Annotated in this window: 16 protein-coding genes and 1 riboswitch; of the genes, 14 read left to right on the forward strand and 2 right to left on the reverse strand. The window is 46.2% G+C overall.

Annotated features, from left to right (window positions below):
- Positions 1-39 precede the first annotated feature (39 nt).
- The 7 genes from resA to AC2CGA_RS00400 all read left to right on the forward strand — a co-directional run bounded on the left by resA (position 40) and on the right by AC2CGA_RS00400 (position 7791).
- Entirely contained in the window at positions 40-579 is a 540-nt protein-coding gene (resA, locus tag AC2CGA_RS00370; protein ID WP_003153391.1) for a thiol-disulfide oxidoreductase ResA, read from the forward strand.
- On the forward strand, positions 576-2204 hold the full coding sequence (gene resB, locus AC2CGA_RS00375; protein WP_003153393.1) for a cytochrome c biogenesis protein ResB: 1629 nt from the start codon (positions 576-578) through the stop codon (positions 2202-2204). Before resA ends, resB begins: the two co-directional genes overlap by 4 nt.
- An 18-nt stretch (positions 2205-2222) precedes the next feature.
- Positions 2223-3398 (forward strand): c-type cytochrome biogenesis protein CcsB, encoded by a 1176-nt coding sequence (gene ccsB, locus AC2CGA_RS00380; protein ID WP_003153395.1) that lies wholly within the window; start codon positions 2223-2225, stop codon positions 3396-3398.
- A gap of 81 nt (positions 3399-3479) precedes the next feature.
- Positions 3480-4202 (forward strand): DNA-binding response regulator ResD, encoded by a 723-nt coding sequence (gene resD / locus AC2CGA_RS00385; RefSeq protein WP_003153397.1) that lies wholly within the window; start codon positions 3480-3482, stop codon positions 4200-4202.
- Complete coding sequence (locus tag AC2CGA_RS00390; protein ID WP_003153398.1) at positions 4199-5980, forward strand: ATP-binding protein; 1782 nt, start codon at positions 4199-4201, stop codon at positions 5978-5980. Before resD ends, AC2CGA_RS00390 begins: the two co-directional genes overlap by 4 nt.
- Positions 5981-6170: 190 nt before the next feature.
- Positions 6171-6755 carry an RNA polymerase sigma factor SigX gene (gene sigX / locus AC2CGA_RS00395; RefSeq protein WP_003153399.1) on the forward strand — a complete coding sequence of 195 codons (585 nt, stop codon included), beginning with the start codon at positions 6171-6173 and terminating at the stop codon, positions 6753-6755.
- On the forward strand, positions 6691-7791 hold the full coding sequence (locus AC2CGA_RS00400) for a hypothetical protein (RefSeq protein ID WP_014305327.1): 1101 nt from the start codon (positions 6691-6693) through the stop codon (positions 7789-7791). Before sigX ends, AC2CGA_RS00400 begins: the two co-directional genes overlap by 65 nt.
- Positions 7792-7837: 46 nt before the next feature.
- Here AC2CGA_RS00400 and serA read toward each other — a convergent pair whose 3' ends face one another.
- Positions 7838-9415 (reverse strand): phosphoglycerate dehydrogenase, encoded by a 1578-nt coding sequence (gene serA / locus AC2CGA_RS00405; protein WP_003153401.1) that lies wholly within the window; start codon positions 9413-9415, stop codon positions 7838-7840.
- Between the two features lie 206 nt (positions 9416-9621).
- Positions 9622-9756: riboswitch (FMN riboswitch) on the forward strand.
- A 147-nt stretch (positions 9757-9903) separates the two neighbouring features.
- On the opposite strand from serA, the gene fmnP reads away from it, so the two are divergent.
- Complete coding sequence (gene fmnP, locus AC2CGA_RS00410) at positions 9904-10476, forward strand: riboflavin transporter FmnP (protein WP_484480097.1); 573 nt, start codon at positions 9904-9906, stop codon at positions 10474-10476.
- Positions 10477-10615: 139 nt separating this feature from the next.
- On the opposite strand, the gene AC2CGA_RS00415 is transcribed toward fmnP, so the two are convergent.
- Positions 10616-10864, reverse strand: coding sequence for a ferredoxin (locus tag AC2CGA_RS00415; protein WP_003153403.1), 249 nt, complete (start codon positions 10862-10864; stop codon positions 10616-10618).
- Positions 10865-11132: 268 nt separating this feature from the next.
- Here AC2CGA_RS00415 and AC2CGA_RS00420 point away from each other — a divergent pair, with 268 nt between their 5' ends.
- From AC2CGA_RS00420 to AC2CGA_RS00445, 6 genes are all read left to right on the forward strand, one after another.
- Complete coding sequence (locus AC2CGA_RS00420; RefSeq protein ID WP_014305325.1) at positions 11133-12191, forward strand: YpbB family protein; 1059 nt, start codon at positions 11133-11135, stop codon at positions 12189-12191.
- On the forward strand, positions 12184-13674 hold the full coding sequence (locus AC2CGA_RS00425; protein ID WP_003153405.1) for a RecQ family ATP-dependent DNA helicase: 1491 nt from the start codon (positions 12184-12186) through the stop codon (positions 13672-13674). The genes AC2CGA_RS00420 and AC2CGA_RS00425 overlap by 8 nt, the downstream gene beginning before the upstream one ends.
- Positions 13675-13688: 14 nt before the next feature.
- Entirely contained in the window at positions 13689-14276 is a 588-nt protein-coding gene (locus AC2CGA_RS00430) for a CPBP family intramembrane glutamic endopeptidase (RefSeq protein ID WP_014305323.1), read from the forward strand.
- Entirely contained in the window at positions 14254-15024 is a 771-nt protein-coding gene (locus tag AC2CGA_RS00435; protein WP_109567745.1) for a LysM peptidoglycan-binding domain-containing protein, read from the forward strand. The genes AC2CGA_RS00430 and AC2CGA_RS00435 overlap by 23 nt, the downstream gene beginning before the upstream one ends.
- 68 nt (positions 15025-15092) lie before the next feature.
- Positions 15093-15551, forward strand: a complete 459-nt coding sequence (locus AC2CGA_RS00440; RefSeq protein WP_007409443.1) for a YpbF family protein — start codon at positions 15093-15095, stop codon at positions 15549-15551.
- Positions 15552-15637: 86 nt separating this feature from the next.
- On the forward strand, positions 15638-16426 hold the full coding sequence (locus AC2CGA_RS00445) for a metallophosphoesterase (protein WP_015388059.1): 789 nt from the start codon (positions 15638-15640) through the stop codon (positions 16424-16426).
- Positions 16427-16543 lie beyond the last annotated feature (117 nt).

The following is a 16543-nucleotide window of genomic DNA, read 5'->3' on the forward strand; positions in this document are numbered from 1 at the left end:
TTGAATGGATTTGCAGACAGGGGAGGGGAGCAGTGTACAATGAACAAAAAACGGCGGCGTTTATTCATTCGGACCGGCATCCTTCTCATCTTACTCTGCGCGCTCGGATATACCATCTATAATGCCGTTTACACAAACGGAGAGCGTATATCTGAGGGGTCCAAAGCCCCGAATTTCGCGCTGAAAGATACAGAGGGCAGACTCATAGAACTGAGTCAGTTAAAAGGGAAAGGTGTTTTTCTGAATTTCTGGGGAACGTGGTGTGAGCCGTGCAAGCAGGAATTTCCCTACATGGAGAATCAATACAAGCATTTTAAAGACCTCGGTGTCGAGGTGGTTGCGGTAAATGTCGGCGAATCAAAAATTGCAGTACATAATTTTATGAAAACATACGGCGTCAATTTCCCGGTTGCGCTCGATACTGACCGGCAAGTGCTGGACGCGTACGGCGTATCACCTATTCCGACGACATTTTTAATCAATCCCGACGGAAAGGTCGTGAAAGTGGTGACCGGCACGATGACAGAACGCATGGTTCATGACTATATGAATTTAATTAAGCCGGAGGCGTCTTCATGAAAAAGGTCAAATGTGAGTGCGGGCACGTGAATCCAGCCGGGACGGTTTTGTGCGAGTCGTGCGGGAAGCCGCTTGATGATCAAAAATCGCCGCTTGCCGATATGCGGTACGACGGCAGCGCAAGGCGTTCGCAAACATATAACAAAACAATCGTAGATAAGGTATGGAACTTCTTTTCTTCCGTAAAAGTCGGAATATGGCTGATCGTCATTACTCTGGCGGCGTCTGCTTTCGGCACGGTTTTTCCGCAGGAAGCTTATCTGCCTCCGGGCGCCCAGCCGGATACATATTATGAACAGCAGTACGGCATAATCGGCCAACTGTATTATTTGCTGGGGTTTCATCACCTGTACGGCTCATGGTGGTATATGCTCCTGATCGCATCCATTGGCATATCACTGGTCATCTGCAGCCTGGATCGGGTGATTCCTTTGTACAGGGCGCTTAAAAATCAAGGAGTTCGGCGGAATCCGGTCTTTTTGAAGAGGCAGCGTCTATACAGCCGGACAGAAACCGAGCTGAGCGGGGATGCGGCTGATAGCCTCAGAACACGATTGAAAAAAAAGCATTATAGAGTGCGAGAACAAGAGGGAAGCATCCTGGCGGAAAAAGGCCGTTTTTCAAGGTGGGGACCCTATGTCAATCATATCGGCCTGATCATTTTTCTGATCGGAGCCATGCTGAGATTTGTACCCGGTATGTATGTCGATGAAACGCTCTGGGTCCGTGAAGGCGAAACCGCCCAGATCCCCGGTACAGACGGCAAATATTACTTAAAAAACAACCGGTTCACGATGCAGACATATAACAAAGACACTGAGAAAAAAGTATTCGCCGACGCCATTGACAGAGCCGGAAACGGCAAAGTCGCCAAATCCTTCACTACGGACGCGGTTCTGTACAAGAGGGAAGGCGACATTGTATTCGGTGAAAAGCCGAAGCTTAAAAGAGTCAAAGAAAACAATATTCGCGTCAATGAACCGCTGCGCTTTGACTCCTATTCTGTGTATCAGGTGGACTATAAAGAAAACCAGCTCGATCAGATGGTATTTCAGCTGATCGACCAAAAAACAAAACAGTCATTCGGCAAACTGAAGATCAATCTTCTTGATCCCGACACGGACTACGATCTTGGTAACGGTTACAAAGTGCAGATCGCCAGTTATCTTCCTGATTTTTATTTTAACAAAGACGGAGAACCGAGCACGAAAACGAAGGTTCCTAACAATCCGGCTTTTGTCTTTAAAATCACGGCTCCCGACAAGCCGAAAGGGGAGAAAAGTTTTGTTGCGATTCAGCAGACTGTTGAAGGTTCCGAAAGTAACAAGTACAAATTAAAATTCGACCATGTGGAAACGAAAAACATTACAGGACTCACCGTCAGAAAAGACTTAACCTTATGGGTGCTTGCCGTCGGCGGCGCGATCTTTATGATCGGCGTCATTCAAGGGATGTACTGGCAGCACAGAAGGATCTGGATCAAAACAGGTGATCATGAAGTGCTTGTGGCGGGACATACGAACAAAAACTGGTTCGGTCTGAAAAAGGATATCGAATTTGTTCTTAGCGGGACCGGGATTCAAGAGCCGGCCGATCAAAAAGAATTGGCCAAAAATCAGGCCTAGTGAAAAAGGAGTGGTGTCATGGCGGAGCTGAGCGCAAATTTTCTTTATGCTGCCTTTTTGATTTATTTAATTGCCGTCCCGGTTTTCGGCGGCGCCATCCGGGGAACAAAAGGTGCGAAGGACGGTAAGGGCCGCTGGTCGGCTATCGGAATCACGTTAACCATTTTCGGATTTCTTTGTCATCTCGGCTACTTTATTGCGAGATGGTCGGCAAGCGGACATGCGCCTGTCAGCAATATGTTTGAATTTACGACGTCATTCGGCATGATGCTTGTTCTCGCTTTTATTATTATTTACTTTATTTACAGACTGCCTTCATTAGGCATGTTCACATTGTCTATCGCGCTTTTGCTTATCGCATATGCAAGCATGTTTCCGACAGACATCACGCCGCTTATTCCGTCACTGCAGAGCAATTGGCTGTACATTCACGTCACGACTGCGGCGCTCGGGCAGGCGATTCTTGCGATCAGTTTTGTAGCCGGCGTCATTTTCCTGTTAAAGCATGTCGACCAATCCAGACCGGGCAAAAAAACGTTCTGGCTTGAAGTCATCATGTTTATACTCGTGACGACCGTGGCATTTATCGCCGTCACGTCGGCATTCCGGCTGGCGGACTACAAAGCAGAATTTAATTGGGTGGATAAAAAAGAGGCTAAAAGCGTGATGATATATGATATGCCTGCGCTTGTCGGCCCGCATGACGGAGAACTGCTTACGGAAGGCGCAATGAAGCCGCTTATTGAGCTTCCGGCCATTTTTTCAGGCAGAAAGGTCAATACGGTGATCTGGTCGTTTGGCGCAGGTCTCGTTTTATACGGGGCGCTCAGGCTGATATTCAGAAAGAGAATCAGCGCTCTTATAAGCCCGCTCGTCAAAAATGTGAATCTGGACTTGGTCGATGAAGTCGGCTACCGCGCTGTTTCCATCGGTTTTCCGGTATTCACACTCGGCGCGCTTGTGTTTGCGATGATTTGGGCGCAGCTTGCATGGACGCGTTTTTGGGGCTGGGACCCGAAGGAAGTATGGGCGCTGATCACCTTTTTATTTTACGCAGCGTATTTGCACTTGCGGCTGTCAAGAGGCTGGCATGGCGAAAAGTCCGCGTGGCTTGCCGTCATCGGCTTCGCCATTATTATGTTTAACTTAATTTTTGTGAATCTCGTGCTTGCCGGACTTCATTCGTACGCATAGATGCAAAAAGCCGATACAGTTCTCAAGCTGCCGCACAGTTTGTTAAAATGAAAGTAACAGAAGGAAAGCAGGGGGAAAACGATGGATCAAACAAATGAAACTAAAATATTAGTAGTAGATGATGAAGCCAGAATTCGACGCCTTTTAAGAATGTACCTTGAACGGGAAAACTATGTGATTGAAGAAGCGGAAAACGGAGACGAGGCCATTAAAATGGGGCTGGCATCAGATTATGATCTGGTGCTCTTGGATTTAATGATGCCGGGAACGGACGGAATAGAAGTATGCCGGCAGCTCAGAGAAAAAAAAGCGACCCCGATTATCATGCTGACGGCAAAAGGGGAAGAAGCCAACCGCGTCCAAGGGTTTGAAGCGGGTACGGACGATTATATCGTCAAGCCTTTCAGCCCGAGAGAAGTGGTGCTTCGGGTAAAGGCGCTTTTAAGAAGGGCTTCCCAAACATCTTATCTGACAGCCAATACCCCGACAAAAAATGTGCTCGTCTTCTCGCATCTATCCATTGATCATGATGCTCACAGGGTGACTGCGGACGGCACGGAGGTGAGCCTGACGCCGAAGGAATATGAACTGCTGTACTTCCTGGCGAAAACACCGGACAAAGTGTACGACAGGGAAAAGCTTTTAAAAGAAGTGTGGCAGTATGAATTTTTCGGAGACCTCAGAACGGTGGATACTCATGTCAAACGGCTCCGTGAAAAATTAAATAAAGTGTCCCCGGGAGCGGCGAAAAAAATCGTCACCGTCTGGGGAGTCGGATACAAATTTGAGGTAGGCGCTGAATGAAGTTTTGGAAAAGCGTAGTAGGAAAGCTTTGGTTTACCATTCTTTCACTCGTGTTAATTGTTTTATTTATTTTAACGGTGCTGCTTCTGGAATTTATAGAAAATTACCACGTTGAAGAAGCGGAAAAAGATTTAACGCAGCTTGCCGATAAAATTGCGGTCATAATAGAAAATCATGAAGACCAGCCGCTTGCCAGATCCATCACGTGGGAACTGGCGGACAATTTAACGAGCATCGCGATCATTCAGGATGATAAGCATGTCTGGTATTCGCCCAATGACGATAATCATTTATCCTCTATTACATTAGAGCAGATTAAACATGACCGGGATCTGCACAAGGCGCTGACAGACCGCAATAAAGTAAGCAAACGCGCGGTCCCCAAAAATGCCGGTTCGGATAACGAACGGCTGATCGTCGGAGTGCCCTATGAAAAAGACGGCAAAAAAGGCATGGTCTTTTTATCCCAATCGCTGCTTGCCGTCAAAGATACGACGAAACATACGACACGCTATATTTTTCTTGCGGCGGGCATTGCCATCGTCTTGACAACGTTTTTCGCATTCTTTTTATCCAGCAGGGTGACATATCCCCTTCGGAAAATGCGGGAAGGCGCCCAAGACTTGGCGAAAGGAAAGTTTGATACAAAAATTCCGATTCTGACCCAAGATGAAATCGGGGAACTGGCCATTGCCTTTAATCAGATGGGACGGCAGCTCAATTTCCATATTAACGCGCTGAATCAGGAAAAAGAACAGCTGTCCAATATTTTAAGCAGTATGGCAGACGGGGTCATCACCATTAATATCGACGGCACCATTTTGGTGACCAACCCGCCGGCCGAACGTTTTCTGCAGGCATGGTATTATGAGCAGAACATGAACATTAAAGAAGGAGACAACCTTCCCCCTGAAGCAAAAGAGCTGTTTCAAAATGCAGTGAACACGGAAAAAGAGCAAATGATTGAAATGACGCTTCAAGGAAGGTCATGGGTTTTATTGATGTCGCCTCTTTATGCGGAATCACACGTCCGCGGCGCCGTGGCCGTGCTCCGTGATATGACCGAAGAGCGCAGGCTGGATAAATTGCGTGAAGACTTCATTGCCAATGTCAGTCATGAGCTCAGAACCCCGATTTCTATGCTGCAGGGATACAGTGAAGCGATAGTGGACGACATTGCAAGCACCGAAGAGGAGAAAAAAGAAATCGCGCAGATCATTTATGATGAATCTCTTCGCATGGGCCGGCTCGTCAATGATTTACTGGATTTGGCCAGAATGGAATCCGGACATACGGGTCTGCGCTATGAAACGGTAAACCTGCATGAATTTCTGGAGAAGATCTCCCGCAAATTTTCCGGTGTAGCGAAGGAAAAAGGCGTTTCGCTCACAGAGGACATCTCGGTGTCTCAGCCGGAGTGTGTCTTTGACGAAGACAAAATGGAACAGGTGTTTACCAACCTTATAGATAATGCGCTGCGCCATACGGAGTCAGGCGGAAACGTTCATATCGCGGCTCATACCGTAAAAGACGGACTGAAAATCGATATCAAAGATTCCGGCTCGGGAATACCGGAAGAGGATCTGCCTTTTATTTTTGAACGTTTTTATAAAGCGGACAAAGCAAGAACAAGAGGCAGGGCGGGGACCGGACTCGGGCTCGCCATCGTAAAAAATATCGTGGAAGCCCACGGCGGCTCAATTGCGGTTCACAGCAGCATCGACAAAGGGACGACGTTTACATTTTATATTCCGACAAAAGCGCAGGATGACGTCTGAAATTGACGAACAATCTTGTTCCATACGAAACACCCGCAGAACATGCGGGTGTTTTTTGTTTTTTTCTCCTTTAAAAATTTAAGAATATGTTAATATAAATTCCCTTCCAAATTCCAGTTTCTCGTAATATAGTTGTAATGTAACTTTTCAACGCATTTTTACGACAAAAAAGTGAACGGAGGGGTTTCCCATGGAAGAAACCTTTCAGATATTATACGATGCATACCATCAAGATTTATATCAATTTTTATTTTATATGGTAAAAGATAAGTCGCAGGCTGAAGATTTGACGCAGGAAGTGTATATCCGCGTCTTGAATTCCTATCATACATTTGAAGGAAGAAGCAGTGAAAAAACATGGCTGTTGTCCATCGCACGCCATGTGGCGATTGACTGGTTCCGCAAGCAGCAGACGATCAGACAGCGTATTATGGGTACGTTTGATTGGGATACACAAGATGTCAGAGATCAGCATTTGCTTCCGGACGAACTCGCCGTACAGCATGAAAATGTCCGGGAAATTTACACCGCGCTTGATCATTGCACCATTGATCAAAGAGCTGTTATTATCTTGAGATTTATTCAGGGATATTCCATTCAGGAAACAGCCGCCGCTCTCCGCTTCTCGGAAAGCAAAGTCAAAACGACCCAACACAGAGGGCTCAAAATACTTCGGAAACAGATGGAGCTTTTGAGGGAGGAGCTAATGGATGATGAAGTCATATTGGAACGAAGAAAGAGTAGAGGAGTTGTTAAGACAACTTCCGGCGGTTAGAGATCATCGTTCACCCGAGGCCATTTACCGGAATATTGAAACGGGTAAACCGTACAGGAAAAAACCGGCCCGAAGCTGGATCGGCCCCGCCGCAGCCGGCATCTGCGCATTGTGCATCGCTCTGATTATTTCTCCTCACCTGATGACAAACAAATCTGCCGGTGATCTTACAGCTGACAGCGGTCAAGCTGAAAAAGCCAGTCAGTCAGCTGCTGTCAAGCCGGATCAGAAGACGTTTGTCGTTTCTAACGAAAACAAAAACAATTACATTACTTTGGCGTTTGCCGATTCAGATACATCCGCCGTCATTCCGGTCAGTTTTGAAAAAAAGAAGCCTGACGAATCGGTTTCAGAGGCATTATCTGATGCAGAAAACTTAGAAGTGCCCGAATCTTTCCTCTCTGTGCCGAACCTTTTGGACGGTGTGCAGGTAACGGCGGATAAGAAGGATTTGCTTGTGCAGGTAAACGGACGTCTTTCTATCGAATCAGCTGCCGATTCTGATTTATTGAAAAAGATGCTGAAAGAGACTTTGACATGGAGTCCTTACGAGCGGATTAAATTGAAAAAGGTTCAAAACGGAGACGGACAGGATTTTTATAAATCTTACGGCATTTCCGCTGAGATGTCCGTACATAAACAGACAAACCGGGCGTATTTTTCTTACAGCGACAGTCTGGGACAAGAGTATCTCATCCCGTCTGAACAAACCTATTATTCAGTATATCAGGCTATTGACGGGATGAAGACAACAGACGGAGGCGCACAGACCGCGAGCATTATAGAAGCAGATGCGATTGCATCGGTATCGGAAAGGGAAGACGGCGAGCAGCTGCGGATCCAATTGTCCGAAAAACATAAAGTTGAAGATTCGCTGGAAGGCATTTTAATGATCGAAGGGCTTTTGTTAACCGCGAAGGAATTCGGTTATTCTGAGGTGCTGTTCACACATGCGCACGCAAAGAAAATCGGTAATTATGATGTGACAAAACCGATTGCTGTGCCTGCCGCGCCTAATCCGCTTCCGACCCATTAAACGTAAAAAAACCCAAAACATATGAATGTTTTGGGTTTTCTGTTGGTTACGGAAGGTCAATCAGTTTAACGGAAACAATATCCTGAACCGAAGTCAGCTCATTGACGACTTTATCATCTAAATGTTTATCAAAAGAAAGCATCATAATGGCTTCTCCGCCTTTTTCTTTACGGCCCACCTGCATGGTAGCGATATTGATATCGTTATCGCCGAGGATGCGTCCGACGCGTCCGATTACACCAGTCGTATCCTGGTGCTGGATATAAACGAGGTGGCCGGCAGGATTTAAGTCAATATTAAAGCCGTTCAGTTCAACGATTCGTTCACCGAAGTGAGGGATATACGTAGCCGTTAACGTAAATGTGCTCCGGTCTCCGGTTACTTTTACGCTGATGCAGTTATCATATCCTGATTCATTGGAGGAAATCTTCTCGCTGAAGCTGATACCGCGTTCTTTTGCTACACCGCCGGCGTTTACTTCATTGACCGTTGAGTCTACACGCGGTTTTAAGAAACCGGACAGCAGGCTTTTTGTAATAAATGATGTTTCAAGTTTGGCAATGGTGCCTTCATATTGAATCGCAACATCTTTGACGGGTTCCTTCATACATTGTGACACGAGACTTCCGATTTTATCGGCAATTTGGTGATAAGGCTGGATTTTTTTGAATTCATCTTTTGTCATCGCAGGCAGGTTGATCGCTGACATGACAGGCAGACCTTTTGCAAACTGCAGCACTTCTTCAGAAACCTGTGCCGCGACATTCAGCTGTGCTTCTTTCGTTGAAGCGCCTAAGTGAGGTGTGGCGATCACCAGCGGATGGTCGGGAAGCTTTGATTCAACTGGCGGTTCCACTTCAAACACATCAAGGGCAGCGCCTGCGACATGGCCGCTTTCCAGCGCTTCCAAAAGCGCCGCTTCATCAATAATGCCGCCTCTTGCGCAGTTGATAAGACGGACGCCTTTTTTCGTTTTGGCAATGGTTTCTCTGTTAAGCAGTCCCTTTGTTTCCTTGGTTAAAGGCGTGTGGACGGTAATGATATCCGCGCTTTCAAGCACTTCTTCGAATGTCCGGCTGTTTACGCCGATTTTGCCGGCTCTCTCTTCGGTTAAGAAAGGATCGAATACATGAACCGTCATTCCGAACGCTCTGGCGCGCTGGGCAATCTCGCTTCCGATCCGGCCCAGACCGACAATGCCTAAAGTCTTTCCGTAGAGCTCCGCCCCGACAAAAGCCGTCCGGTTCCATTCTCTTGATTTTACTGAGATATTGGCTTGCGGGATGTGTCTCATTAATGAAGAAATCATCGCGAATGTATGCTCTGCCGTTGAAATGGTGTTTCCATTCGGCGCGTTTATCACGATAACTCCATGTTTTGTGGCCTCATCAATGTCGATGTTGTCTACGCCGACACCGGCTCTGCCGACGATTTTTAAAGAAGTCATCTTTTTAAACAATTCTTCGGTTACTTTTGTGGCACTGCGGACTAACAGGGCATCAAAGGTATGTAATTCATCTTCTGCATCCGCGACGTTTTTTTGAACAATTTCTATAAAGTCTGATTCCATCAGCGGCTTTAAGCCGTCATTGCTCATCTTATCTGAGACCAAAACTCGAAACATTGTTAGATTTCCTCCTAGTTTAGCTGACTAAATATCTGATAATTTATCATATTCTCAATAGAGTGTCAATGTGTATTGACGCAGTAAAGGAGAAAAGGAAACCGCTGAATCAGCTGAAATTGGGCTTCCCCAATATTTTATTTAAATTTGAGCAGTTCTCTATACAATTACAATTTGATCATATATAATGTGAATAAATTCATAAGATCAATCTTCGGGGCAGGGTGAAATTCCCTACCGGCGGTGATGAGCGTCACGCTCTAAGCCCGCGAGCTGCTTCGGCGGCAGGATCCGGTGAGATTCCGGAGCCGACAGTATAGTCTGGATGGGAGAAGATGGAGGTTCAGCAGACGTTTTGATGCTTATATCAAACGTTTCTTTGCCAAGCCTTAGTAAGCTCCCGCTTTTTAACAAAAGCGGTTTTTTTATTGGGGCGCAAAAGAACCTTTCCTCTTTTCGAGAGATTTGATCGAAAAGGAGAGAGCATTGTGAAAGTAAAAAAATTAGTTGTCATCAGTATGCTTAGCAGTATTGCGTTTGTGCTTATGCTGTTAAATTTCCCGTTTCCGGGGCTGCCGGATTACTTGAAAATTGATTTCAGTGACGTTCCTGCAATTATCGCCATTTTGGTTTACGGGCCTGCGGCGGGGATTGCGGTTGAAGCGATTAAAAATATTCTGCAGTATATCATTCAAGGAAGCATGGCCGGCGTGCCTGTCGGGCAGGCAGCCAATTTTATCGCGGGGACGCTGTTTATTCTGCCGACGGCGTTTATGTTTAAAAAGCTCAATTCTGCAAAAGGGCTTGCAGTGAGCCTGCTGGCCGGAACCGCGGCGATGACCGTGCTGATGAGTATTTTGAACTATATTCTTATCCTGCCCGCGTATACTTGGTTTTTACATTTACCGGCATTGTCAAACAGCCAGTTGAAAACGGCGGTTGTCGCAGGAATTCTGCCGTTTAACATTGTAAAAGGCATTATCATCACCATCGTCTTTACGTTCATCTTTACGAAGCTGAAACCTTGGATTGAACAAAAACGCAGCATCCAAACACAATAAAGGCTTAAAGCGTCCGCTCTGTGAAGAACAGCCGGACGCTTTTTTTGTTTGTGCTGATCGGCAAAAAAATAAGACTCCGGCCGATAACAGCCGGAGTCTTATTCAGGACGAAAAAGCTCCTCTCACGGGGAGGGCTTTTTTATTCGTATTTCAGCGGGTCGCCTTCGAACGGTTCATCCGCAACTTTGATTGAATCAGTAGGGCATCCTTCAAATGCGTCAATCATATCTTCTTCCAGAACTTCCGGAACTTCGACGACACCTTTATTTTCGTCAAGCGTAACGAACGCAATGCCTTCATCATCATAATCATAAATGTCTGGTGCCGCAGCTCCGCAGGCGCCGCATGCAATACACGTATCTTTATCTACAATTGTGTACTTTGCCATGAATAAAACCTCCCAGATTGTTCGTGTTGGAACAAATGGTTTACCTTATATATTTTTAAATATAACACCTATTCCTCTTACTTATTGTAATGATGTTAGTGTCAAATTTCAACAGAAAAATGATTGAGAATGCTTATCACATAAGGGATTCTCTTTAGCACTTCCCCCTAAAAGATGACTTTAAACGTCAAATTTATATGAAAATCTGTTAAAATAAAAAGAACCAAAAAACGAAACTTGTCACAAAAGAAATGTAGGTGTGTTTAGATTGGCGATAAACTACTTTGATACCGTGGTTCTCGACTGTCTGGACAAAATAGACGGCGAACGGACTCCGAGTGCTGTGTTTCATTTATTAAAAGGAAAAAAGTCGTCTCAAACCATTCAGGATGCCGGCTTATTTCAGATCGCTAAATATTTCGGCATGGCTTCACAGTGTGAACGCGGCGATATTGCGGCTTCTATGCATAGACTCACCGAGAACTCATACATCACAGCCGGAAAAGAAGAGGGAACGCGGAAAGTGACTGCGCGCGGCGTTCAAAGGCTTGAACGGGCGTTTGCTGAGCGGCCTTGGCCGAAGCACTGCCACGGCGCAAATTATCAAACGCCTGCCGTCATCCTGTGGAGGCGGCTTTCTCTGCTCATTCAAGTCCTGTCAAACAAAGAGCATCAATGCAGTCAATATATCCCGGTTACTAACGATGTGCAGACGCTGAGATGGGTCAAATGGTTCATGCGGAAAAACAGAGATGCTAAAGAGCTTTCCGTCCAAATGCATGACGCGCTGTTTCAGCTTCTGCAAGGCGTAAGTGAACGGCAGGCGCTTATTTTTGTCTATTCTTTAACTTCATTCAACAGAATCGGCAAAACGAATAAGCAGCTCGCTCTCCAGCTGAACGAAGATGAATGGTATGTGTCCGTCCAGTTTTGGGGAGCGGTACATTATGTTATTCAATCGCTTCCGCAATGTGCATATCCCGCTCTGCGCGAGCTGTTGTCCGATCTGCAGGCGGAAAGCGCGCTGACACAGTCTGCCAGAAAAACCTTTGAGCTGTTGGAAAAAGGGTTTCCGATTGAACGGATCGCCGCGGTCAGAAATTTAAAAACCGCCACAATCGAAGATCATATCGTAGAAATATCATTGCATCAGCCTGCATTTTTTATAGAACAGTATCTTTCTGAAGAGGAACAGCGTATGATAACGGCATTTGCAAAACAGCATCAAACAAATAAAATTAAACGGATTCGCGAAGGAATGCAGATGCGCTTCAGCTATTTCCAGATCAGGCTGGCGCTGGCAAAGACGGTGAATCAGCATGACTGAGCTGCATAAAGCTTTATCCAGGTATTTTGGTTTGCATTCCTTTAAAAAAGGGCAGGAAGAGATTATGACTAGCGTGCTCCAAAAAAAGGATACGATCGCCATGCTTCCGACCGGCGGGGGGAAATCATTATGCTATCAGCTCCCGGGTTACATGATGGACGGGCTGGTGCTGATTATTTCACCGCTTCTTTCATTAATGGAAGATCAGGTGCAGCAGCTGAAAGCAAAAGGAGAAAAGCGGGTTGCGGCATTAAACAGCATGCTGAATTCCGCAGAGCGGCATTTTATTCTCAGCAACATCAGCCGGTATAAATTTCTCTATATGTCTCCTGAAGCCCTTTCTTCACCTTATGTACTGAACCGTTTGAAAAACGTTCCGGTCAGTTTATTTGTTATTGATGAAGCTCATTGCATATCGGAATGGGGACATGATTTCAGGCCTGATTATTCGAAGCTCGGGCCTTTCAGACAGGCACTCGGAAAGCCGCCTGTATTGGCGCTGACTGCAACAGCGACAAAAGAAACGCTCAGAGACGTGACGGATGTGCTCGGACTTGAGCATGCGGTGCGTCATCTTTATTCAGTCAACCGGCCGAATATTCTCCTGGCGGCAGAACATTTGGCTGATAATGCCGAAAAAATAAGCAGGCTCACGGAGCTTGCCGAAAAGCTTGAAGGCCCCGGTATCATATATTGTCCGACCAGAAAATGGGCGGAAGAGCTTGCGGCTGAGCTGAATGAAAAAACGGGAAAGCGGACGGATTATTATCACGGCGGTATGGATACAGGGGACAGAATCTTGATCCAGCAGCAATTTATCCATAACCAGCTTGATTGCATCTGCTGTACCAATGCGTTCGGCATGGGTGTGGATAAGTCAGATATCCGCTTTGTCATTCACTTTTATCCTCCCCAAACGGCTGAGGCCTTTATGCAGGAAATCGGCAGAGCGGGACGCGACGGCAGCCCGAGTGTCAGTATTTTGCTGAGGGCGCCCGGCGATACCGAGCTTCAGCAGCAGATTATTCAGACAGAAAGCCTGTCTGATTATGATCTGGAAGGCATTTTGGCCGTCATACGGGATGCCGGTACGGATGATGAGCGAAAGCTTCGGGACGTTCTGATCAATAAAGGCGTCCAGGAAACACAGGCGCGAACGGCCGTCCATCTGTATCTGCAAGGAAAAACCACAAAAGAGCAGCTGCAGGAAGAACTGACATACCGCGTGGAAAAGAAGCTGCGTAAAATGAACCGTTTTTCGGCGTTATTAGAGCGGAAAGAATGTATAAGAAAAGCGCTGCTGTCTTATTTTGATGAATCGTATGAGCCTGAAGGCCAAACCGGACAATGCTGCAGCAGCTGCGGACTTGATCTGGCTCCGTACGAGCAAAAAGGAGAACGGAAAAACATGGAACGGTTTGAAGATTGGAAGCTGGAATTAGGCCGGATTTTCGGTTCAGAGTCTGCGGGTGAGTTCAGCTGAGACGGCAAAGCGAATTGATCCAGCAGCTCTCAGACCGGGAGATTGTGATACAGCTGTATGCCACCCAATTGCTCATATTGGCGGTTTCAGCTGTTATCGGCTTTTTCTTTTTCACCGACATTCACGATTTTTTAAAGCTGTGGCATATACGTGACGATAATATCATATGGTACGGTGTAACTCTTGCCGTCCTTGTCATTTTTGCCGATCTGGCGGTGATGAAATGGTGTCCTTCGCATTTATATGATGACGGCGGCATTAATGTATTGCTTTTTAAGAACAGGCCGGTTCTGCACATTTTGTTTTTGACGCTTCTCATTTCGTTCAGCGAAGAGATTTTGTTCAGAGGCGTTCTGCAGACACATATCGGCTTATGGGCCGCCAGCTTCATTTTTACCGTGCTTCATTTCAGATACTTGGCGAAGTGGCTTCTGTTTATGATGGTTGCGGGCATCAGTCTTTTGCTGGGGCTTATCTATGAATGGACCGGCAATTTATTCGTTCCGGTTACAGCGCATTTTATTATTGATGCGGTATTTGCCTGTCAGATCCGTTTTCAATATGTTAGGAGGGGTTTGCATGACGGAAATGTCAAGAGTTGAAAGAAGAAAAGCTCAGCTGCGTGCCGAGCAGCAGGTTGCCGCGGCCGCGGATGAACAAATTGAATATCTTGAAGACAGCCTCCCGACAAGACAATCTGTAAAAGAGGAGCGTAAAAAAAAGGAAGAGCAGGTGAAGGAAAAAACCAAAACAAAAACGCCGCTGTTCACTTTTCTGACCGTCCTGTTCATTATCGTAACAATCGGTGTCTTTTTCGGTCTTCTTTATATGACGAACAGCAGCAGATTTGACCCGAAGGACTATGAAGATGTCTTCATAGACCACAGTGAAAGCGCGCCTGCCGTTATTCCGAAAGGCGCTCAGAAAGAAACGTCAGAAACCGCTCTTTTAGAACAACCGAAAAAAAAGTCTGACGACAAAGATAAGAAAGAAGCGGCTGCACCTGAAAAAACGAAAGAAAAACCAAGTGAAAAAACACCTGAAAAAACGGAACCGCCCTCAGAAAAACAAGTAAAGCCGACAGACACCGAATACGCGGAGACAAAACAGCAGTCTCCGCCGGCTGTCCGTGAAAAAGCGGCTCCGGCTGAGGCGAGTGATCAAGCCGGGACTGTCCCAAAAAAAGTGCGGACCGTACAGCATACTGTACAGCCGAAAGAAACGCTTTACCGTATTTCAATGAAATATTATAAAAGCCGGGCGGGCGAAGAAAAAATCCGCAGCTACAACGGATTAAACGGAAACGACGTGTACACCGGCCAGGTTCTGAACATTCCGCTGTCTGATTAAAATAAATGCATGTTTTCACCGCGTTTTTCATATAGTGTACCAATGAAAACGGACAAGGTGTGAAGCGCATGGATTCTTTATGGAAGCAATTAGACCGATTTGCTGACGGACCGACGAAACAAATGCTTCAGGCGCTGGTGAAACGGAAATTAAAATACGAAAATTATGCCGCACAGTGCCGAAGATGGCAGTGGGCGTCCCTCGTTTGTTTTTCCCTGATGTGCATACTGCTGATGTTTAAAAGCTTTAACGCCCCCCAAGCCTCTCCGCAGCTGATCCTGCAGGAAATATTAGGCCATACGGTTTATTTGTGCTGGATTATGGCTTCCGCTTTTGCGTATTGCACTTCTTATTATTTTAAAAAAAAGGAAGAAAAAGCTGAGGGTGAATTTCATAAACTGAGATGTGAAATTATCCAAAAAAGCACGGATTTATGGCCCCAGCCTGAAAAATGGAGGGCGAGAGAATCTGTTTTTCACTTGATGAAACATCGGTATGATATCAATCTTTATTTTGAAAGCAAATAAAATGAGGCGTTTTCCGGAAAGGATAGAAACGTCTTTTTTTGTTTGTCCGTCTAATGTAAGACAATGACAGAATGGAGAGTGCGTTTATGAAGCTAACAGCGGGAATTCTCGGCTCATTGGCGGGAGCGGCTGCGGTTATGGCGGCCGTCATGTACAAAACGGCAAACGGCAGCCATCTGAAAACACATACATTTACGCTTGATAAAATGAAAGGGATGAAGCCGCTCACCATCTTCTTTATATCTGACGTGCACCGCCGTTTAATTGATGAAAAGCTTCTCCGCGAAGCGGCAGTTTATAAGCCGGATGCCGTTTTGCTCGGCGGTGATTTGGCGGAGGGCGGAGTTCCTTACGCCAGAATTGAAGAAAACATCAAACGTCTGACGGCTCTCGCGCCTGTCATTTATGTGTGGGGAAATAATGATTACGAGGTCAGCCAGCAAAAATTGCTCTCACTTTTACGGGCATACAAAGTGATTCCGCTGAGAAATGAATCGGTTCAGTTTGCTTATAAAGGGGAAACCGTTACGATCTGCGGGGTGGATGATATCAGGATGATGATGGATGATTACGAAGCTGCAATCAGATATACGGATGCTGATAAAGTAAACCTTCTGCTTTGCCATAACCCCGACATCCATGAGCAGATGAGGGAGTCAGACGGGATTGACGCTGTGTTCAGCGGCCATACGCATGGCGGCCAAATCCGTTTCGGCCGGTTCGGGCCGTACGAATTGGGCGGGGCGGGAACGGTAAAAAAAGCGCATTATCTGATCAGCAACGGCTACGGGACGACAAAAGTTCCGCTGAGGCTCGGGGCGAAGCCGGAGACGCATATGATTACGCTGTGCGGGCCGGATGAGCCGTTTTCCTGAAACAAATCCGGCCGCGGTGATAAAAAACGGCATTCTGCTTGTCTTCCCGCTGTACACGGTGTAAACTGATAACAAATTAAGAACCTATGACTCATTTATTCATATACTGTGTTATAT

This window comes from Bacillus sp. SYZHCR11, from assembly GCF_057196865.1.

Coding starts and splice junctions, on each gene's coding strand:
- resB (WP_003153393.1), top strand. CDS start 576: ATGAAAAAGGTCAAATGTGAGTGCGGGCACGTGAATCCAGCCGGGACG.
- AC2CGA_RS00400 (WP_014305327.1), top strand. CDS start 6,691: ATGATGAAGTCATATTGGAACGAAGAAAGAGTAGAGGAGTTGTTAAGA.
- sigX (WP_003153399.1), top strand. CDS start 6,171: ATGGAAGAAACCTTTCAGATATTATACGATGCATACCATCAAGATTTA.
- AC2CGA_RS00425 (WP_003153405.1), top strand. CDS start 12,184: ATGACTGAGCTGCATAAAGCTTTATCCAGGTATTTTGGTTTGCATTCC.
- AC2CGA_RS00415 (WP_003153403.1), bottom strand. CDS start 10,864: ATGGCAAAGTACACAATTGTAGATAAAGATACGTGTATTGCATGCGGC.
- AC2CGA_RS00435 (WP_109567745.1), top strand. CDS start 14,254: ATGACGGAAATGTCAAGAGTTGAAAGAAGAAAAGCTCAGCTGCGTGCC.
- AC2CGA_RS00440 (WP_007409443.1), top strand. CDS start 15,093: ATGGATTCTTTATGGAAGCAATTAGACCGATTTGCTGACGGACCGACG.
- serA (WP_003153401.1), bottom strand. CDS start 9,415: ATGTTTCGAGTTTTGGTCTCAGATAAGATGAGCAATGACGGCTTAAAG.
- AC2CGA_RS00445 (WP_015388059.1), top strand. CDS start 15,638: ATGAAGCTAACAGCGGGAATTCTCGGCTCATTGGCGGGAGCGGCTGCG.
- AC2CGA_RS00390 (WP_003153398.1), top strand. CDS start 4,199: ATGAAGTTTTGGAAAAGCGTAGTAGGAAAGCTTTGGTTTACCATTCTT.
- resA (WP_003153391.1), top strand. CDS start 40: ATGAACAAAAAACGGCGGCGTTTATTCATTCGGACCGGCATCCTTCTC.
- resD (WP_003153397.1), top strand. CDS start 3,480: ATGGATCAAACAAATGAAACTAAAATATTAGTAGTAGATGATGAAGCC.
- ccsB (WP_003153395.1), top strand. CDS start 2,223: ATGGCGGAGCTGAGCGCAAATTTTCTTTATGCTGCCTTTTTGATTTAT.